At 64.7% G+C, this 19,805-nt stretch carries 17 protein-coding genes and 1 tRNA gene; 9 read left to right on the top strand and 9 right to left on the bottom strand.

Going from position 1 to position 19,805, the window contains the following annotated elements:
• The 5 genes from SPBM01_RS11055 to SPBM01_RS11035 all read right to left on the bottom strand — a co-directional run bounded on the left by SPBM01_RS11055 (position 1) and on the right by SPBM01_RS11035 (position 5,186).
• Entirely contained in the window at positions 1 to 507 is a 507-nt protein-coding gene (locus SPBM01_RS11055) for a sterol desaturase family protein (protein ID WP_188061879.1), read from the bottom strand.
• Between the two features lie 44 nt (positions 508 to 551).
• Positions 552 to 1,832, bottom strand: a complete 1,281-nt coding sequence (locus SPBM01_RS11050; protein WP_188061878.1) for a mechanosensitive ion channel family protein — start codon at positions 1,830 to 1,832, stop codon at positions 552 to 554.
• Positions 1,832 to 3,058, bottom strand: coding sequence for a cystathionine beta-lyase (gene metC, locus SPBM01_RS11045; protein WP_188061877.1), 1,227 nt, complete (start codon positions 3,056 to 3,058; stop codon positions 1,832 to 1,834). Before metC ends, SPBM01_RS11050 begins: the two co-directional genes overlap by 1 nt.
• Positions 3,055 to 3,900: a sulfurtransferase gene (locus tag SPBM01_RS11040; protein WP_188061876.1), complete on the bottom strand. Its 846-nt coding sequence runs from the start codon at positions 3,898 to 3,900 to the stop codon at positions 3,055 to 3,057. Before SPBM01_RS11040 ends, metC begins: the two co-directional genes overlap by 4 nt.
• A gap of 77 nt (positions 3,901 to 3,977) precedes the next feature.
• Positions 3,978 to 5,186, bottom strand: a complete 1,209-nt coding sequence (locus SPBM01_RS11035) for a hypothetical protein (RefSeq protein WP_188061875.1) — start codon at positions 5,184 to 5,186, stop codon at positions 3,978 to 3,980.
• A gap of 90 nt (positions 5,187 to 5,276) precedes the next feature.
• Here SPBM01_RS11035 and queF point away from each other — a divergent pair, with 90 nt between their 5' ends.
• Positions 5,277 to 5,738: a preQ(1) synthase gene (gene queF, locus SPBM01_RS11030; RefSeq protein WP_188061874.1), complete on the top strand. Its 462-nt coding sequence runs from the start codon at positions 5,277 to 5,279 to the stop codon at positions 5,736 to 5,738.
• Between the two features lie 175 nt (positions 5,739 to 5,913).
• On the top strand, positions 5,914 to 8,565 hold the full coding sequence (locus SPBM01_RS11025) for a M1 family metallopeptidase (RefSeq protein WP_188061873.1): 2,652 nt from the start codon (positions 5,914 to 5,916) through the stop codon (positions 8,563 to 8,565).
• A gap of 87 nt (positions 8,566 to 8,652) precedes the next feature.
• Here the strand turns inward: SPBM01_RS11025 and SPBM01_RS11020 are convergent, their stop codons facing one another.
• Positions 8,653 to 9,735: a phytase gene (locus SPBM01_RS11020; protein ID WP_188061872.1), complete on the bottom strand. Its 1,083-nt coding sequence runs from the start codon at positions 9,733 to 9,735 to the stop codon at positions 8,653 to 8,655.
• Between the two features lie 200 nt (positions 9,736 to 9,935).
• On the opposite strand from SPBM01_RS11020, the gene SPBM01_RS11015 reads away from it, so the two are divergent.
• The gene (locus SPBM01_RS11015; protein ID WP_188061871.1) at positions 9,936 to 12,725 is read left to right on the top strand and encodes a TonB-dependent receptor; all 2,790 of its coding nucleotides are present in this window, start codon (positions 9,936 to 9,938) and stop codon (positions 12,723 to 12,725) included.
• 69 nt (positions 12,726 to 12,794) lie between these two features.
• On the opposite strand, the gene SPBM01_RS11010 is transcribed toward SPBM01_RS11015, so the two are convergent.
• The 3 genes from SPBM01_RS11010 to hspQ are packed head-to-tail and all read right to left on the bottom strand — an operon-like array spanning position 12,795 to position 15,948.
• Positions 12,795 to 14,735 carry an OPT family oligopeptide transporter gene (locus SPBM01_RS11010; protein ID WP_188065675.1) on the bottom strand — a complete coding sequence of 647 codons (1,941 nt, stop codon included), beginning with the start codon at positions 14,733 to 14,735 and terminating at the stop codon, positions 12,795 to 12,797.
• A 50-nt stretch (positions 14,736 to 14,785) separates the two neighbouring features.
• Entirely contained in the window at positions 14,786 to 15,577 is a 792-nt protein-coding gene (locus SPBM01_RS11005; protein WP_188061870.1) for a GDSL-type esterase/lipase family protein, read from the bottom strand.
• Positions 15,577 to 15,948: a heat shock protein HspQ gene (gene hspQ, locus SPBM01_RS11000; RefSeq protein ID WP_188061869.1), complete on the bottom strand. Its 372-nt coding sequence runs from the start codon at positions 15,946 to 15,948 to the stop codon at positions 15,577 to 15,579. Before hspQ ends, SPBM01_RS11005 begins: the two co-directional genes overlap by 1 nt.
• Positions 15,949 to 16,083: 135 nt before the next feature.
• On the opposite strand from hspQ, the gene SPBM01_RS10995 reads away from it, so the two are divergent.
• The 6 genes from SPBM01_RS10995 (at position 16,084) to SPBM01_RS10970 (ending at position 19,765) form a co-directional block, all read left to right on the top strand.
• Positions 16,084 to 16,173 (top strand) — tRNA-Ser (locus tag SPBM01_RS10995).
• A 409-nt stretch (positions 16,174 to 16,582) separates the two neighbouring features.
• Positions 16,583 to 16,753: a hypothetical protein gene (locus SPBM01_RS10990; RefSeq protein ID WP_188061868.1), complete on the top strand. Its 171-nt coding sequence runs from the start codon at positions 16,583 to 16,585 to the stop codon at positions 16,751 to 16,753.
• 72 nt (positions 16,754 to 16,825) lie between these two features.
• Complete coding sequence (locus SPBM01_RS10985; RefSeq protein ID WP_188061867.1) at positions 16,826 to 17,419, top strand: nitroreductase family protein; 594 nt, start codon at positions 16,826 to 16,828, stop codon at positions 17,417 to 17,419.
• Between the two features lie 138 nt (positions 17,420 to 17,557).
• The gene (locus tag SPBM01_RS10980) at positions 17,558 to 18,145 is read left to right on the top strand and encodes a PAS domain-containing protein (RefSeq protein ID WP_262504133.1); all 588 of its coding nucleotides are present in this window, start codon (positions 17,558 to 17,560) and stop codon (positions 18,143 to 18,145) included.
• Between the two features lies 1 nt (position 18,146).
• Positions 18,147 to 18,830, top strand: coding sequence for a DUF969 domain-containing protein (locus tag SPBM01_RS10975; protein ID WP_188061866.1), 684 nt, complete (start codon positions 18,147 to 18,149; stop codon positions 18,828 to 18,830).
• On the top strand, positions 18,827 to 19,765 hold the full coding sequence (locus SPBM01_RS10970) for a DUF979 domain-containing protein (RefSeq protein WP_188061865.1): 939 nt from the start codon (positions 18,827 to 18,829) through the stop codon (positions 19,763 to 19,765). The genes SPBM01_RS10975 and SPBM01_RS10970 overlap by 4 nt, the downstream gene beginning before the upstream one ends.
• The last annotated feature ends 40 nt before the right edge of the window (positions 19,766 to 19,805 follow it).

Below are 19,805 nucleotides of genomic sequence, written 5' to 3'. Positions count from 1 at the left end.
TCACTCGCGTCCGGGGCGCGCCGCGCGTACCCCGGCGCGATTGCGGCGGGCCAGTTCGCGTTTCAGATCCTCCGGGCGCGGTGCGACGAGGAAGCCGAAGCTGACCGTGCCTTCCTTCGTCTCGACCACATGGTGCAGCCGGTGCGCCTGCACGATCCGCTTCATATAGGGGGATCGGGCGACGTAGCGGTTCCTCACCCGCTGATGCACGATGATGTCGTGGAAGCCCAGATAGATCGCGCCATAGGCCGCGATCCCCGCGCCACAGGCCGTGGCCAGGCTGCCCCAGCCCCATTGCACGCCGCCCAGCAGCAGGATGATGGACGGCAGCGCAAAGATCACGAAATAGAGATCGTTGGCTTCCCAAAAGCCCAACCGCGGGCGGTGGTGGCTGGCGTGCAGGAACCAGCCGGGGCCGTGCATGACCCAACGGTGCATGACATAGGCGAACCCCTCCATCGCCGCGAGCGTGACGAGAAAGACCAGAACGGGCAGCAGCATCGACATGGGGCCGATATAGGCACAAGCGCGCGGCGGCGCGACCCGTAAAGCTATGGAGTGGCCGAAAGGTCGGGGGTGGGCGGCGACACCATCGCCACCGGCGCGGCATGAACCACGCGCTGGGGGTAGGGGATGGTGATCCCGGCATCCTTGAACAAATGCCACAGCCGGTTCAGCACGTCCGACTTCACATTGCCCACGCCGCCTTCCGGGTCGCTGATCCACACCAATATATCATGTTCGATCCGGCTTTCGCCAAAGCCGGTCAGCCAGACATTGGGTTCGGGTTCGCGCAGCACCCGCTTGCAGTCCAGCGCCGCCTGCCGCATCAGATCCTGCGCCAGCGTCAGGTCGCTGTCATAGCCCACGCCCACGGGAATCCGCACGCGGACGTTGCGGTCGGAATAGGACCAGTTTTCCACTTCCTGCGTCATCAGATTTTCGTTGGGGATCAGATGTTCCTTGCCGTCGCGGGTGATGACGCTGACGGCGCGCACGCCGATCTTGTTCACCCAGCCGAAACTGTCGCCCACGACGATCACGTCCCCCGGCTTGATCGAACGGTCCATCAGCAGGATGATGCCCGCGATCAGATTGCCAAAGGTTTTTTGCAGGCCAAAACCCACGGCCAGACCCAGCGCCCCGGAGAATACGGCAAAGGCCGTCAGGTCGATGCCCAGCAGGTCGACGCCGATGAAGAAGGCCGCGACGATCACGACGATGGCGGCCAGTTTCTGCGCCAGCAGCTTTTGCGTCGGGTCGAAACCGTCTGCGCGCCCAATGGAACGGCCGATCAGCCGGTTGGCCAGGCGCACCAGCGCGAACAGCGCGACACAAGTGGCCGCAATCGACAATATGCCCAGCACAGTGACGCGCCGCTTGCCCAGGCTGATGCCGACCGTGTCGAGCATCGCACCGACCGGGGCCAGCCCGCCGCTGGTCCCTGACACGATGCTGAGGAACAGCAGCAGCGCCAGCGGCAGCACGGCCCAGCGCGGAATGGCTAGAGCGCGCAACGCCAGCGCCGCCAGCAAGGCTATGGAGAGGCCAAGACCAATGCCAAGGATGAGGTGGCCGACCGATTCATGGGGCCAGAAGGCCGTGGCGATGCCGATCAGCAGGGCGGAAATGGCATAGCGCAGCATGGCGCGGAGCCGCTGGGCAAAGCCTTCCCCCAGGACATGGGCGTGGACGGCCAAACGCGGGGCAGCGAAGCGGGCAAGGCCTGCGGCGGCAAGATGAAGCAGCAGCGCGAGCGCGAGCGCGAGCAGCGGATGGACGATGCCGCCTTCATCAGGCACGCGGGCCAGCAGGGTAGCAAAACCGGGCATCAACCGCGCACTTGGGCGAAGCGGGCCAGCCCCGCGTCCAGATCGGCGATCAGGTCGTCTGTATCCTCCAGCCCGATATGCAGACGGATGGCCGGACCTTCCGCTTCCCAATTCGTCGCGCTGCGGTAGCGGGCCGGGTCGATGGGCAGGGCAAGGCTTTCGAACCCGCCCCAGCTATAGCCAATGCCGAAATGGGCCAGACCGTCGATCAGCGCCGCGCGCGCCGCATCATCGCCGCCGTTCAGGACGAAGCTGAACAAGCCGGTCGATCCGCTAAAGTCGCGCCGCCACAGGTCATGGCCGGGGCAGTCGGGCAAAGCGGGGTGGAGGACGCGCGCGACTTCGGGGCGATCCTTGAGCCAATGGGCAATGGCAAGCGCGCTGTCCTGATGCTGTTTCAGGCGCACGCCCAACGTGCGCAGCCCGCGCGCGGCAAGCCAGGCATCGTCGGGGCTGACCATCTGGCCGAATAGATAGGCGGTCTGGCGCAGCTTGCCGAACCAGTCGGGGGTGGCCGTGACGCTGCCCATCATCACGTCGCTATGGCCGACGATATATTTGGTGCAGGCCAATATGCTGATGTCGACGCCGTGCGACAAAGCCGGGAAAAACAGCGGTGTCGCCCATGTATTGTCGAGCAGAGTGACGACGCCACGATCGCGCGCCATGGCGGTGATGGCGGGAACGTCCTGCACCTCGAACGTCAGGCTGCCGGGGCTTTCGAGGAAAATCGCGCGCACTTTTTCATCGCTAAGATGGACAGCGAGATGGACAGTGTCGCGCGGATCGTAATAGATTGTTTCGATACCGTAAGGACGCAGGATATGCTCGCAAAAATTGCGGGTCGGGTCATATGCGCTGTCGACCATCAGCAGCGTGTCGCCCGGTTTCAGCACCGCCATCAGCGCGCAGGCGATGGCCGCGACGCCCGACGGGAACAGCATCGTCCCTTCCGCGCCCGGCTCCATTTCGGTGAGCGCGTCGGCCAGGGACCATGCCGTCGGTGTCCCCTTGCGCCCGTAGAACAGCCGTTCGTGGGTGCTGCTGCCCGCCGCGCGGCGCAGATGGGCGACATCGTCGTAGAGGATGGTGGACGCGCGCCAGACCGGGGGGCTGACGATCGCGCCGGGCTGGCCGGGCATCCCCGTCCATTCCGGCTTGCGCCCGGCCTGCGCCAGCTTCGTCAGCGGCCTGCGCTCATCCTTGCCGGACTCGCTCTCGCTCATGCTGCGCCCGTCGCCTTGGGCGTGGCGGGATCGAATCCCCATTCCGACCAGCTGCCGTCATACAGCGTCACATCGCGATTGCCGACCAGTTCCAGCCCCGCAAGCAGGATGGCGGCGGTGACGCCGCTGCCGCAGGTGGTGATGACCGGGCGGCCGATGTCGATCCCCGCGCTGGTGAACAAGGCGCGCAGTTCGTCTTTAGATTTCAGTCTGTTATCGGCATGGAACAGCGCGGATGATGGCAGGTTGCGGGAACCGGGGATATGGCCCGACACCATGCCGGGGCGTGGCTCTGCCTCCGCGCCGGTAAATCGCCCCGCGCCGCGCGCGTCCAGCACCTGAGCCTCGCTCGACGCGATATTGGTGAGGACGTCCGCTTTGGTCGCCACCTGCCCGCCCGCGCGACGGGCAATCGCATTGCCGGGTGCGGGCGTCGCCGCGCCGCTCTGCGTCGCGCGCCCTTCCGCCACCCATTTGGGCAGGCCGCCGTCAAGGATGGCGACCGACGCGCCAAGGCCATAGAGGCGTATCATCCACCACCCGCGCGCCGCGCTGTGCGTGGGGCTGTTGTCATAAACGATGATGCGGCTGTCGGGGTCGATACCCAAAGCCTGCGCCCGCTGCGTCATCATCGCGTCGGATGGCAGCATTCCCGGCGTTGGATCGTCCGGGTCGGCCAGCGTCGGCAGGTCCATGAAGGCCGCGCCGGGGATATGCGCCGCCTCAAACTCGGCGCGCGGGTCGCGCGGCGTGCCGGGCAGGAACAGGCTGGCGTCCAGAATGCGCAGGTCCGGCTTGCCGATTTCGCCGGCTAACCATTCGGTGGAAACGAGAATGTCCATGCCTGTCCTTTCATGCCTGTCCTGCTGCCCTTGCCCCTCTTTGACGGAAGGAGGCGATGGGGACAAGAAGGTCGCGCTCAGGCTGGCGTGAGTTCCGCCACCGCGCGGGCGGCGGCACGGCGATAGTGGCGCGCACCTTGATCCAGGCGGAAGGGCGCGAGCCGGTCGGCGGGCGGTTCCTGATCCTGCCCCACGATAAAGGCGCGGGCGGTGCGGCCCTGCCTGTCGGGCGCATCCTCCCCCTCCGCGCCCCAGCGATAGGCCGTGTCGAACGCGATGATGGGGATCAGCAGGCTGCGCTGGCCCATGGCGACGGGGACGATTTCGTCCGGCGACAGGCGCAACTCGCCGGACAGGCGCGCGGTTTCGCCCGGCGCAATGGCGACGGCGGAATGAAGCGGCAGGCCGCTTTGCCCGGTGAAGAAAGCGTCGAGCAGCGCTTGCTGCTGCGCCCCTGCATTGCCGATAATGCCGCGCACCAGCACGTCCTGCGCGGGATGATCGCCGTGATTATGGAGCAGCAGGTCATAGGCGATGGTCACGCCCATCATCGCATAGCGCGCCTGCGTCACGACCATGTCGGCGGCGATCCACGGGCGGTCGGATGCCGGGGGCGGCGCGACGACGGGGGCAGGTTCGGGCGCGGGCGCTGGGACAGGCGGGGCGGGGCGCGGCGCTGGTATCGGCGCAGCGGAGGCTTCGTCCAGCACCGGATCCGGGCGGCGGCGCGTGCGCAGGAAGGCGGCGGCCAACGCGATCAGCGCAACCGCACCGCCGATGATCCACGCCCAGGGCAGGGAGTCGGAGGGGGCTGAATCGGAAGGGACTGGCGGTGCGTCCTGCGGCGCGACGGCTTCGGGCGCAGCTTCGGCCTGTGGCGGCGGCGCGACGATGGCGGGCGATGGCGTTTCGGGCGTGCGTTCTGCCGGATCGTCTGTCGGGGCCGCCGGGGCAGGCGCGCGCGGCGCGGGGGCGACGCGCGCGGGCGTCTGCCTTTGCGCCTGCCTTTGCATTGGCGTGGGAACGGGGGTCGGCACGGGTGTCGGCACTGGCGTCACGGTCGGCGCGACGACGGGCGGGGGCGCAGCAGGCGGCGTGGCAGGCGCGCGGAACACGTCCAGTTCCGGTCCTTGCTGCCGGGTATCGGCAGGCGGCGGCGGGGATGCGGCGGGCGGCAGGGAAAAGCCCGGCTGCGCCTCCTGCGCATAGGCCGACAGCACAGGCGTGGCGACGATGACCGACAGCGACAGGATCAGGCTGCGCCGCAAAAAACGATGATACCCCATGCCCGATCTCAAGGCACAAGCGGCGCTGAACCGCAAGTGAACAATGAAGGCCCGATGACATCAGCCGTGCAATCGCGTAGGGAAAGCGCCATGACCGACCTTCCCACCACCCCGCTGCACCTGGGCCAGACCAGTGCGCTGCCCGCCCGTCCGCAGGACGCCGTGCTGGACTATGTCCCCAATCCGCGCCCTGGCCGCCTCTATCTGGTGCGCTTTGCCGCGCCGGAATTCACCTCGCTCTGCCCGGTGACGGGCCAGCCCGATTTCGCGCATCTGGTGATCGATTATGCGCCCGGCGACACGATCGTCGAATCCAAATCCTTGAAGCTGTTTCTGGGATCGTTCCGCAACCATGCCGGGTTTCATGAGGATTGCACCGTCGGCATTGGCGAACGGCTGTTCGACGAAATGAAGCCGGTGTGGCTGCGCATCGGCGGCTATTGGTATCCGCGCGGCGGTATACCGATCGACGTGTTCTGGCAATCGGGCGCGCCGCCTGCCGACCTGTGGCTGCCGTCGCAGGATGTGCCGGGCTATCGCGGGCGCGGCTGAGTTTTCGGGGGGCGGCATCCCGCTTTGTTTGACGAACGGGCAACAGCGTTCGACCAATGACATTGAGATACCGTCACATCGCTTGACCGATGCAGCCAAACGGGTGATCCAACGTTCATCACGGTGGCGGTTCGATTGAGCCGCGCCATAAAGACGTGTCGGAGTCTGTAGCCCTATGTCGCTTGCCAAAATCCTGCCGCTGCTGATCGCGGCTGCGCCCATCGCCCTTGCCACGCCCGCGCTGGCGCAGGGCGCTGCACCCTCTGGCCCCGCCGCTGGCATCACCACCCAATTGCCGCGCGGCGCAGCGCCGAGCCACTATGCGATCGAAGTCACGCCCGATGCGGCCAACCTGAAATTCACCGGCAAGGTGACGATCGACGTGACGGTCGGCACGGCCATGCCCGCGCTGGTGCTGAACGCGGCGGACCTGAGCTTTGGCGCAGTGACCCTGACGCCCGCCAAGGGCAAGGCGATCAAGGGTGCGGCGAAGGTGGATGCTGCTGCGCAGACGGTGACGCTGGATTTCGGCAAGCCGCTCGCACCCGGCAGCTATAAGCTGGACATCGCCTATGCCGGTGTCATCAACACGCAGGCGAACGGGCTGTTCGCGCTCGATTATACCGACAATGCAGGGGCAGCCAAACGCGCGCTGTTCACCCAGTTCGAAGCGCCCGACGCCCGCCGTTTCGTGCCGAGCTGGGACGAGCCAAGCTATAAGGCGACGTTCGACCTGTCGGCCATCATCCCGACAGGGCAACTGGCGGTCGGCAACATGCCGGTCAAGGCGACCAAGGATCTGGGCAGCGGCAAAAGCCGGGTGACGTTCGGCACCAGCCCCAAAATGTCGTCCTACCTGCTGTTCTTCGGCCTTGGCGAACTGGAGCGCGCGACCAAGATGGCTGGCGCGACCGAAGTGGGCGTCATCACCGGCAAGGGCAATAGCGGCAAGGCGACTTTGGCACTGGATGCGTCGGCCAGCATCCTGCCCTATTTCAACGATTATTTCGGCGTCCCCTATCCGCTGCCCAAGTTGGATAATGTCGCCGGGCCGGGCCAGAGCCAGTTTTTCAGCGCGATGGAAAATTGGGGCGCGATCTTCACGTTTGAGCGCGCGCTGATCGTCGATCCGCGCTTCACGTCCGAAGCGACCAAGCGGCGCATCTATGAAACCGTGGCGCATGAAATGGCGCATCAATGGTTCGGCGATCTGGTGACGATGGCATGGTGGGACGATCTGTGGCTGAACGAAGGCTTTGCCAGCTGGATGGCGACCAAGGTCACCGACACGCTGCAACCGACATGGGAAATGCTGCTGACCCGCGTGGATGGCCGCGAAGCCGCGATGAGCCTCGATTCGCTCGCCACCACCCATGCCGTGGTGCAGAAAATCACCACCGTCGATCAGGTGAATCAGGCGTTCGACGCCATCACCTATCAAAAGGGTGAAGCGGTCATCACCATGCTGGAAGGCTATGCGGGTGAGGATGTGTGGAAGAACGGCATCCGCAGCTATATGAAGGCCCATGCTTATGGCAACACCGTGACCGACGATCTGTGGAAATCCGTCGAGGGTGCAGGGGCCAAGGGGCTGGTCGCCATCGCGCATGATTTCACGTCGAAGCCGGGCATCCCGCTGGTGAAGGTGGAAAGCGCTGTATGTCAGGGCGGGCAGACCGTGCTGACGCTGAGCCAGGGTGAATTCAGCCGGGACAAGAAGGACAAGGCACCGCTGTCGTGGAACGTGCCGGTGATGGCGCAGACGATCGGCGGCGCGCCGCAACGGCTGATCTTACAGGGCAAGGGGCAGGTGAGCGTGCCGGGATGCGGCGCCTATGTCGTCAATGCCGGGCAGACGGGCTATTATCGCTCGCTCTACCCCGAAGCCAATGTGAAGGCGCTGGCGAAGGATTTCACCAAGCTCGCCTCGATCGACCAGACCGGATTGCTGGCGGATAATTTCCAGCTGGGGCTGGGCGGTTATCAGCCGATCGGGCTGGCGCTCGATCTGGTGGATGCAGTGCCTGCGTCCGCGACCCCGGCCGTGCTGGCCGAAGTGCCGGAATATCTGGGCAGCGCCTATGTCATGCTGGAAAGCGACAAGGCGGCGCAGGGCCGGGGCGCGGCCTATGCGTCGGCCAAGCTGACGCCGGTGCTGGCGGGCATCGGTTATGATGCCAAGGCCGGGGAAGGCCCGCAGGTGCCGGTGCTGCGTTCCGCGCTGGTGTCCACGCTGGGCGATATGGGTGACAAGGCCGTGGTGGCCGAGGCGAACCGGCGCTTTGCCGCGCTGGCGACCGATCCCGCCGCGCTCGACGGGCCGTTGCGCAATGTGTGGATGGGCATCATCGCCAAAAATGCCGATCAGGCGACATGGGACCGGCTGCGCGCACTGGCCAAGGGGGCCAAGAGCGATCTGGAGAAAAGCACGCTTTACGCGCTGCTGGGCGCGGCGAAGGATGAGAAACTGGGCGCCAAGGCGCTCGACCTGGCGCTGACCGACGAGCCGGGCAAGACCACCAGCGCAGCGATCATCGCGCAGGTCGGGGCCGAGCATCCGATGCTGGCGGTCGATTATGTGCTGGCGCACCGCGCGCAATATGAAGCGATGATCGACGTGTCGGCGCGTAGCCAAGCATTGGCGCGGCTGGGCGGCGGATCGGCGGACCCGGCGATGGCGACCAAGCTGGACGCCTATGCCACCCAATATCTGACGCCCGAATCGCGCAAGGTGGTGGATCGCTCGATCGCCGCGATCAAGACGCGGATCGAAACCCGCAACCGGCTGAAGGCACCACTGGCGGCGTGGTTCGCGGCGAAGAACTAAGCGAACCTGTTCCCCCTCCCGTCAACGGGAGGGGGCTAGGGGGTGGGCCTGCGCAATGTTGCATATGCCCACCCCACCTAAGGTTGCTTAAAGCCCCAACGCCTTCACCACATCATCCCACGGCACCAGCTTGAAATTCTGCGCCGCCGCCGCATTATGCCCGTCCTGCGCCACGAACAGCCCGCCGGGATAGCCGGGACCGAAATCGCCGAGCATCAGGTCGATACCGTCGGTTTCCTCCGACCCGCCAATGGTCCCGTCCACCACGCGAAACCGCCCGACATAGCTGTCGTCGCTGATGCGGTAGGCGACATAGGCATTGTCGCCCTGACTGGAAACGAGGACATAGCCATCCTTCTCGCCCATCGGCGCGATGGCCACGCCTTCGGCGTCCATGACGATATTCTTGCCGTCGGCGGCCGCGACCTTGACCGGAATGGTCGATCCGCTGGCGCGCGCATCGAACCGCCACAGGCCGACATCTTCCTCCGCCACATAGAGGCGGCTGGTGCGGTCATCGACGGCGCAGCCTTCCGACTGGGTGCCAAGCTTCATCGTGCGCACGGTGCGGCCCGTGGGGGTGGCGCCCGACGTGTCGAGCGCGACCTGATGGATCGTGCCATCTTTCAGCACGATGAACGCATATAGTCCGGCGGCGTCGGACCCCATGCAAATGCCATAGGCTTCGCCCGCGCCGCCATCGACCTTGCCCAGCGCCGTCAGTTTCGCGGTAACGGGGTCGAGCCGGAACAGCGCGATCTTTGCGTTGGCAACATCGTTGCGGTCGGACGCGGCGACCAGAATGGCGCGCTGGCCACCGATGAGGACGCCTTCGCGCAAATCGACATTGTTGACCCGACCCGCGTCCAGAAAATCGCGCACCTTGCCGTCGAGGTCATAGACATAGAGGCCCGCTTTCTTGTCGGTCCCCACGATCAGGCTGGCGGCGGGATCGGCGGCGTTGCGCCAGATCGCCGGATCGTCCGCCGCATCGGCATTGGCCGTGCCGACCGGCGTGGTTTCGCCGCGCGCGATGACGCTGACTGCCGGGGTCGCATTGGCGATGCGGACGGCGACGGGAATTTCGGCAGGTGCCGTCGCGCAGGCAGACAATGCCAGTGCCAGCGCGCCGACCATCATAAGGCGCGGTTTCACCAAGTCGTTCGTCATTGCGCCATTCCCCCATTTGATAGCGCGGCTCTGCTGACGGCACATCATGACGTTATGATGACGGATTGATGAAGCAAGCTGTCACATTAGCCGTCGTTAATGACATGAAAATGCAATGAAAAAGTCATCTTGCTGTAAGCCACGCCGCCTAACTGGCCCCCAACGCCGCGCAACAGCCGCGCTTGTCCAAGGGGGATAACATGACCATTTCTTTCGCGCGGCGCAATCGCCGCCGCCTGACGCTGTGCCTGCTCGCCGCGACCGCCGCGCCGATCACGGCTTATGCCCAAACGCCTGCTGCAGAGGACGACGCTGGCACGATCGTCGTCACCGGCGCACGCCCGATCGCCGAATCCGAAGCCGCCGCGCTGACCGTGCAGAAGAACAGCGATTCGCTGGTCGCGGTCGTCGCATCCGATTCGGTCGGCCGCCTGCCCGATCAGAATATCGCCCAGGCCACCAGCCGCCTGCCCGGCGTCAGCGTCGAGCGTGACCAGGGTCAGGCCCGTTACGTCAACCTGCGCGGCGCGCCCAAGAGCTGGACCACCTTGTCGTTCGACGGCATCAACGTGGTCAGCCCCGAAGGCCGCGACGCTCGCTTCGATTCCATTCCCTCGGCGATTGCGGGCAAGATCATCGTGTCCAAGGCAGTGACGCCGGACATGCCGGGCGAAACGGTGGCGGGCAACGTCAACGTCATCACCCGGTCCGCATTCGATTATAACGGTTTCCATCTGGCCGGTAAGGGCGGGATGGGCATTGCCGAACTGGGCGATGACAAGCGCGAATATGAAGGCGCGCTGGTCCTGTCGAACCGGTTCAACACCGGCATCGGCGAAATCGGCGTGCTGCTGGCGGGCAGCTATTACGAACGCAACATGGTCACCGACAATTTCGAGGTGGATTATGAGCGCGTCAGCCAGGATACCCGCCCCGGCAACGGCACGCGCTTCTGGGCGCATGAGGCGGAAAACAAACTGTATCGCCTGACCCGCAAGAACTGGTCGGTATCCGGCCGGGTCGACTGGAAGCCCGACGACGCCAACACCATCTCGCTGCGGTCGGTCTACACGATTTTCAGCGATGACGAGGCGCGCGACAATTATCGTTTCGATCTGGACGACCGCCAAAGCGATCTGGTCGCCAATACAGCGGCCTGCACCCCTGCCGTCAGCACGTCGGTTCCCACCAGCGGCTATGGCGACGTGTGCATCGGCAATACGCCGGAAAAAGGCACCGTCTATGGCGTGGACATTCGCCAGCGTTCGACGCTGCGCGCGTTCCGCCAGTCGATCTTCACAAATACGATCGCAGGCGATCATGACATTGCTGATGGTTGGAAACTGTCTTGGATCGGTAACTACACCGAATCAAAGGACGATCGTTCGGTTACCGGCGAAACGACATGGGATAGCCCCAGCACGCGGACCTTGCGCCCGACCGTCAGCTATGATTTCTCCAATCCCAACCAGTCGACCCCTTTCCTGTTCCGCACGCTGGCAACCGGCACGGGCAGCGCGCTGCGCTATTCGGCCGGCACTGCCGTCACCGCGATCGACGATTTCAGCAAGCCGCTGTCGTCCTTCACCGTGCTGGACGCGGTCGACACGACCAAGGCCTATACCGGCCGCATCGTGCTGGAACGGGAACTGGAACATGCGACGCTCAAGGGCGGTTTTCAGTATGATCGCCGCAACAAGATCGCCAATGAACGCAACATCGTCCTGAATACAGCGGCCCAATATGCTGCGGTCGGCCTGCCCACAGATTATAGCCAGTTTTCGATCGGCGATGCGTTCCAGGGCGCGCTGCCCATGGGTTATACGTTCCGCTATTTCGACACGAGCAAGATGGAAGCGGCGTCGGCCAAGGCGCAGGAACTTTATGCCTTCACTCCCGTCACCGGCAATAATTACAATGTGCGCGAAGAAGTGTTCGCCGGTTTCCTGATGGGCACGTTCCGTTATGACTGGGGTTCGGTCGTGGGCGGCGTGCGGGTCGAACATATCAAAAATCATGGCCGCGCGATTGCGACCGTCGGCACGACCAGCAGCCTTGTGATCGCAGACGACAGCCAGACGCTGGCCTTCCCCAGTATGCATATCAATTACAATATCGACGATACCAAGAAGCTGCGCGTATCGTTCAACAGCGGCGCGGCGCGGGCGGACTATGACCAGTTGCGCCCCAACGTCGTCATCAACGACACCAACGAAACCATTTCGGGTGGCAATCCGGCCGTGAAGCCGGAACGTGCTTATGGCGTCGATACCTATTTTGAATGGTATCTGCGGCCACAGGGCTATCTGATGATCGGCGCTTTCTACAAGAAGGTGGAGGATGTGCTGTACACCCAGCGTCGCACCTTCGGATCGAGCGCGCTGAACACTGCCACCAATGATCGGTCGAACTACACATTTTCAGGTATCACCAATGGCGGCACAGGTCGCGTGTTTGGCATGGAAGCGGCTGCGCAGTTGCAGCTGGAGCCATGGACGGACGGGCTGGGCCTGCCCGAATGGATGGGTGGTTTTGGTATCTCGGCCAACGTCACGCTGCACGACAGCAAGGTCGAAAAGCCAGCTTTCGCTGCGAGCGGCATACCCGCCCGCAACGTGCGCCTGCCCGGCACGTCGGACGTCGTCTATAATCTGGGCGGCTATTATGAGAAATACGGCCTGTCGCTGCGCGTGCAATATCAGCGCCGCAGCGCCTGGCTGGACACGATCGCCGACGACCTGACCGATGCGGGCGACACCTATTGGGCAGCGGACGAGGAAATGGACATTTCGGCGCGCTATGCGGTCACGAAGAATTTCGAGATCTATTTCGACGTGTCGAACGTGCTGAACCAGCCGGGCCGCCGCTATGTCGATCCCGCCAGCCTGCTGACGGCCACTGGCACGCCGACTTCGGCCAGCAGCGGCCGGACAATCGAATGGGAACGTTTCGGTCGCCGTTATGCAGGCGGCATCCGGTTCAACTTCTGATCCGGCACTGACGCAAACAAAAAGGGGGCGGGAAGCATCGACTTCCCGCCCCCTTTTGCGTGGCGCTTATCACGTCAGCGGATCGGACGCCCAGCGCTTGAGCTTGGCATACAGGCCCGCAATGCCGCCTGCGAAGATCAGGATGGCCAGCGGCACCGCCCAGGGATTTTCGCCCACCAGCGCCAGTGGCGCATCGCTGTCCGTGCTGGCGACGATCCCGGCGAAGGCGACGCCGAACAGGCTTTCGCCCACGATGAAGCCGGTCGCCATCAGCACGCCCATACGCTCGGCAAATTCCGGGTTAGTCTGACGCAACGACCAGCGGTTATAGAGATGGCCGATAAGCGCACCGACCGGGATCAGCAGCGTCAGCGCCATCGGCAGGTAGATGCCCATGCCGACGGCCAGCGGGGGCAGGCGCAGCTTGCCCGCCTTGCCCAGCAGTTCGTCGATCAGCACCACGACCGCGCCGATCCCCGCGCCGATGCCGATCAAGCCCCAGTCGAGATCGCCGCCCAGCACGCCCTTGGCCAGGGCGGAAATCAGCGCCGCCTGTGGCGCGGGCAGGGCGTTCGGCCCGGCGCCTGGCGCGCCGGCAAAACCAAACGCGCTGTTGAGCAGGTCCAGCACCGGCGGGATCACCAGCGACCCGAACAACACGCCCAGAATCAGCGCGATCTGCTGCTTCCACGGCGTCGCACCGACCAGTTGCCCGGTTTTCAGGTCTTGCAGATTATCGTTGGAAATGGTGGCGATGCCGAACACGATTGCGGTGGTGAACAGGGCATAGGCGATCAGCGCCTGCGTCTGCCCCGGATCATCGCCGCCCGACCCGTAGATCGCGGCCAGCATCAGCGACGCACCCAGCACGGCCAGGATGCCGACGCCCGAAATCGGGCTGTTCGACGCGCCGATAAGCCCCGCCATATAGCCGCACACCGACGCGATGATGATCCCGGCGACCAGCACATAGGCCAAAGTCAGGCCAATGATCGGCACCGGATTGGCGGCGATCGGCCCGCCCTGCGCAAATATCCACAGCAGGACGCCAATCGGCACCAGCGCGGCCAATATGGTGCCACCTACGATACCAATCGGCAGGTCGCGCTCGGTAATGTCCAGGCTTGCGGCATTGCCCGACTTGCGCGTGGCATTGGCGACCAGCGCGGAGCGGATGCCGCTGACGATGGGGCCGAGAATCTTGAGCAGGGTCCAGATCGCCGCGACGCCGATCGTCCCCGCGCCAATGAAGCGCGCCTTCATGCGGAATGTCGTGCCGACAAGCTCCTCCAGATCCGCGCCCGACGGGACCGGCGTGGTCAGGTAGGGGACGATGCCCATCCAACTGATCAGCAGGCCAATGAACATGGCGACGCCCACGGACAGCCCGACCAGATGGCCGACACCAATCAGCGCCATCGAAAAGCTGGTGGAGACGGACGTCGCGCCGCCGCCGAACGTGAAGAAGGTCGCGGCTTCCTCCGCGATCAGCTTCGTCTTGGCGACGATGGAAAAGGATGCAGCGGCCAGCGCGCTGGCGACGATGGCGGCCAGGCCACGGCGGTTTTCCTCAAGTCCCTCACGCGATCCCGCGCCGACTTTCAACACTTCGGCCGCCGCGACGCCTTCGGGATAGGGCAGGTCGGATCCGGTGACGAGCGCACGGCGCAACGGCACCGAATACATCACCCCCAATATGCCGCCCAGCGCGATGGTGCAGGCCGACAGCCAATAGGGAAAGCCCTGCCACCAGCCGATGATGACCAGGCCGGGCAGGACGAAGATGATCGCCGACAGCGTGCCTGCGGCTGACGCGATGGTCTGGACGATATTATTTTCCAATATCGTGCCGGTCGAAAACAGCCGCAGCACGGCCATGGAAATGACCGCAGCGGGGATGGACGTGGCAAAGGTCAGGCCGATCTTGAGGCCCAGATAGACATTCGCCGCCGTAAAGATCAGCGTGATGAGCGCGCCAAGGATGACGCCCCGCAGCGTCAGTTCGGCCATCGCGCCGGTCGTGCGCGGCCCCTGTGCGCCGTCTGCCTTTGCGTCCTTCGTCACCCCAAATCCCCTTGGCCCGTTTTTACCGTCTTGCGGTCTGTAATAATGTTGCTTGATTTTGGATCAATCGGAAAGTTGGCTGGCTTTGTGTCGTCCTGCCGCAGCCAGCCTGTCACAAGGCGCGTCCAGCGCCGGTAACCGGCCGGGTTCATGTGCAATCCGTCGGGGTTGAACAGCGACGCATCGGGCAGGCCATCTGGGGCGAGCAGGACGGTGCCGACATCGATCATGTCGACGCGCAGCGCACCCGCGCGGGTGGCGACGATGCGGTTGACCTGCGCCATTTTGGGCCACAGTGTCCAGCGGATCGGGCTGGGCTTGAGCGACAGGCAGGCAATGCGCGCACGCGGATAATCGGCCCGCAACCGTCGTAGCAGCGTATTGAGGTCGCGCGCCACATCCTGCGGCGACGCGCCGCCCGCCAGATCATTTTCCCCGACATAGACGACCACGGCGCGCGGCGGGGCCGGCGGCAACAGCCGGTCATAATGGCGCAGCACATCGGGCGTGGTCGCGCCACCAAAGCCCCGGTTGACCGTGGCGATCGGCGCGAAGCTGCCCTTTATGTCCCACAGGCGGATGCTGGAACTGCCGATGAACAAAGTCGCGTCGCGCAGCGCCGGGCCGCTGGCATTGGCGCGGGCGAACGCCTCGACTTCGCGGGCAAAGGGAAAGGCGGGGTCGGCAGTGGGGGCAGGCTGGGCCGCTACGGCCAGAGGCAGCGCCATGGCCGCGATCAGCAGGATGGGCGCACAGGCTGCGCGCATCCCTGCTGCCGCGCCCGTCATCAATGGCGGTGCATCGGCCGCAGCCGGTATTTGCCATCCGCATAGGCGCCGAACATGCCCGTGATCGCGGGATGATCGACCGGCTCGTCGCTGTCGTCGGCGATCAGATTTTGCTGGCTGACATAGGCGACATAGCTGGATTCGCCATTTTCGGCGAGCAGATGATAAAAGGGCTGCTGCTTGTCGGGCCGGGCATGTTCGGGGATCGCGTCATACCATTCGTCACTATTGGCAAAGACGGGGTCGATGTCGAAAATGACGCCGCGAAAACCGAACATGCGGTGCTGCACCACGTCGCCGATGCTGAAACGGGCATGGACGATCGGCGGGGCAGTGATGGGCGTGCCGAAATTCGGAATCGTGTCTCTCATGGCGCCAATTTAGGATGGTTGGGCGCGGACACAAGAAAAATACCCCGGATGGTGCTTGGCAAGGACGATTTCATTCGCTAATGGCCGCCCCTCGACCGGGAACGCATCACGCCTTTGGCGCTGCGAACCTTCTGCGGAGAGGTGGCAGAGTGGTCGAATGCACCGCACTCGAAATGCGGCGTGCCCGAGAGGGTACCCAGGGTTCGAATCCCTGCCTCTCCGCCACTAAACATCTGACAGACATCACGCTTTGGCCCTTGGCCACCCCTACCCGCGCATATCCTGTTAAGGGCGATACAGGTTCAGGCGATCGCCATCATGGTTGCGCCGATCATGGCCCAGATCGCCAGTGAAATCGGCACGCCGATGACCAGGCCTTTGAGGGCGGGCGCAGTGCGGTCTTGTGTCATGATCCTCTCCTTATGCTTATTCAATCCGACAAGGCGTTCATTGTTCCGCGCCGTTCTGGCGGGCCGGAAATAAACGCATAGCCTATGCCGGGTTAACGGACGCTTTCTGTCGCGGCACCCTCCCAACTGCGCCCAAGCATTTCTGTTGAGCGGCCCAGCATTGCTTGAGCGATTTTTGTCTATACCATCGGTAGACAGGCTGCATGAGTCGGCAGGGAGGATGGATGATGAAGCAGCATGGCCATGACGGCCGTTTTACCCGGTTGCGCGCCCGTCTGACGCAGGCGCTGCTGCGCGAACCCAGTATCACTTTGCTGGAACGCAATGCAGAGGCCTTTGCTTTCCCGCGCGAATCCGGCCACGCGCTGGCGCAGCCCGGCGAAGCGCCACGCTGACTCTTCGCAACTGCAAAATCATGCCTATATAGCAACGGTTGGACAGACTTTCCCTTTCGTTCAGGAGACTCCATGACCGTTACATCCCGCACCGTTACCCGTCCCGTCGAACCCCTCTTTCTTGATCGCTGGTCGCCGCGCGCGTTCGATTCGTCCGCCATCCCGCAGGCCGATCTCGACACGATTTTCGACGGTGCGCGCTGGGCGCCGTCCGCGTTCAACTATCAACCATGGCGCTTTCTCTACGCCCATCGCGATGACGCCGACTGGGCGCGCTTCCTCGATGTGCTGTTGCCTTTCAACCAGAGCTGGGTGCGCAATGCGGGCGCGCTGATCTTCGTCCTGTCCGACACGCTCTCCTCCGCGCCGGGGTCGGACGAGGCCAAGCCATCGCACAGCCACAGTTTCGACGCGGGTGCCGCCTGGGCGCTGCTGGCGTTGCAGGCGACGCGCCTTGGCTATCACACCCACGCCATGACCGGCGTCGATTTCGACAAGGCCCGCGCGCAACTGGCCGTCCCCGAACGCTTCCGCATCGAAGCGGCCGTGGCGATCGGGCGGATGGGCGACACGTCCGTCCTGCCCGAAGCACTGGCCGCGCGCGAAATCCCCAGCGACCGCAAGCCGGTGGAAAGCATCGCGCGGCAGGGCAATTTCGTCGATTGACCCGTGCCGGGCAACGGGCGCGGGGCATCGGTCCCAAACCCGTTGCCCGTCAGGACGCTTGCGGCGGCCGGGGGTAATGGGGCAGGGTGTGGTCGAGGGGTTTGGCAAGGGTCGATCCCCGGCAAATCGTGAGTGTCCATGTCCCTGTCCACAATGATCGCCCGCAGCGCGATCCCCGCCGTCATCAGCGATCCCCGCCTGCCCGACAATCCGATCGTCGATTGCAACATCGCGTTTCTGGAACTGACCGGCTATAGCCGCGACGAAATCGTCGGGCGCAATTGCCGCTTCCTGTCCGGGCCTGAAACCGAACCGGAACAGACCGAAGAAATCCGCGCGGGCGTGCGCGAACGGCGGCCCGTGCTGGTCGAACTCATCAACTATCGCAAAAATGGCACGCCGTTCCGCAACGCGGTGATGGTCGCGCCGATCTTTGGGGCGGACGGGGCGCTGGAATATTTCCTGGGGTCGCAAATGGCGGTCGGCGACGAACAGGCCAGCGTCGGGCAACGCGCATCGGGCGCGCGGGAAAAGATCGCCGCCCTGACCCCGCGCCAGCGCGACGTGCTGGTCGCGATGGCGGCGGGCAAGCTGAACAAGCAGATCGCCTGGGACATGGGCCTGACCGAACGCACGATTAAGATGCACCGCGCCGCGATGCTCAAATCGCTGGGCGTCCGCACCGGGGCGGAAGGCATCCGCATGGCGATAGAGGCGGGATTCTAGAGTGTGGGTGCTGCTGGGAATCGCGATCATCGTCGCGGGTTTCCTGCTGCGCTTCCACCCGTTGCTCGTGATCCTCGCTTCGGCCATCGTTACGGGCATCGCCGCCGGGCTGGATCCGCTCGCCATCCTCGCCGCCTTTGGCAAGGCGTTCAACGACGCCCGCTATGTCAGCATCATCTGGATCGTCCTGCCGGTCGTCGGCCTGCTGGAGGCCCATGGCTTGCAGGAACGGGCGCGCGGCCTGATCGGCGCGATGCGCGGCGCGACCGCCGGGCGCTTCCTCACCTTCTACCTGCTGCTGCGGCAGGGCTTGTCCGCCATCGGCCTGACATCGGTGGCCGGTCACCCACAGACCGTCCGCCCGCTGGTCGCCCCGATTGCCGAAGCCGCTGCCGACGCGCAATCGGGCGGGCTGAACGATGACGAGCGGGAGGAGGTCCGCGCCATGGCGGCGGCGACCGACAATGTCGGGCTGTTCTTTGGGGAGGATATCTTCCTCGCCATCGGCTCCATCCTGCTGATCAAGGGGCTGCTGGAACAATATGGCATCATCCTCGAACCGCTCCAGCTATCGGTCTGGGCGATTCCGACCGCGATTGCCGCTTTCCTGATCCACGGTTTTCGTCTGTGGCGGCTCGACCGTCGCCTTAACGCTAAACGTAACAGGGGGGAGCCGGCGCCATGATCACGCTCCACTGGGTCTATGCGCTGGCGGGCGCGATCTTTGCGGCTTTCGCGCTGCTGGGTCTGCGCGATGCCACCAATCCGCGTGCGCGCACCACCGCTGCCTTCTGGGCGCTGCTTGCACTCTCGATGTGGGCGGGCGACGCGCTGGGCGACATCGGCAATGGCGTGCTGGTGCTGGGCCTCGTCGCGCTCGCCGGTTTTGGCGGCCTTGGCCGGGGCGACGGCGCAGTGCCGGCACCGGCGCGTCAGGCGCGGGCCGATCGCTTCGGCAACCGCCTGTTCGCCATTGCCCTCATCATCCCCGTCACTGCCTTGGCAGGCACTTTCCTGTTCAAGGGGCTGCCCGGCTGGGTCGATCCCAAACAGGCGACGCTGATCGCCCTTGCGCTCGGCGTCCTGATCGCACTTGCCGTCGGTTGCCTGTGGCTGCGCGCCGGGGCCACCGTGCCGTTGCAGCAGGGGCGGCGATTGATGGATCAGGTCGGCTGGGCCGCCATCCTGCCGCAAATGCTCGCCAGCCTGGGCGCAGTATTCGCGCTCGCCGGGGTCGGCGAAGTCGTCGGCGGACTGGTCAGCCAGGCGATCCCGAACGGCAGCCTGCTTGGCGCGGTCATCGCCTATGGTCTGGGCATGGCACTGTTCACCATCGTCATGGGCAATGCCTTTGCCGCCTTTCCGGTGATGACTGCGGCGATCGGCGTGCCGCTGCTGATCCGCACCTATCATGGCGATCCCGCGATCGTGTGCGCCATCGGGATGCTGGCGGGCTTTTGCGGTACGTTGCTCACGCCCATGGCGGCGAACTTCAACCTCGTCCCCGCCGCGCTGCTGGAACTCAAAGACCGCAACGGCGTGATCCGGCAGCAGGTCGGCACCGCGCTGCCGCTGCTCGCCGTCAGCATCGCCCTTATCTACTGGCTGGCCTTTCCATGACGCACCTGACCCCCGCCTCACCCTTTCCCATCTGGGGCGG

Origin of the sequence: Sphingobium sp. KCTC 72723 (assembly GCF_014280435.1) — a bacterium.
In the GTDB taxonomy this organism is placed as follows: Bacteria; Pseudomonadota; Alphaproteobacteria; order Sphingomonadales; family Sphingomonadaceae; genus Sphingobium.
The sequence above is the reverse complement of the archived record's forward strand: the minus strand, read 5'-3'. Positions and strand labels throughout refer to the sequence as shown.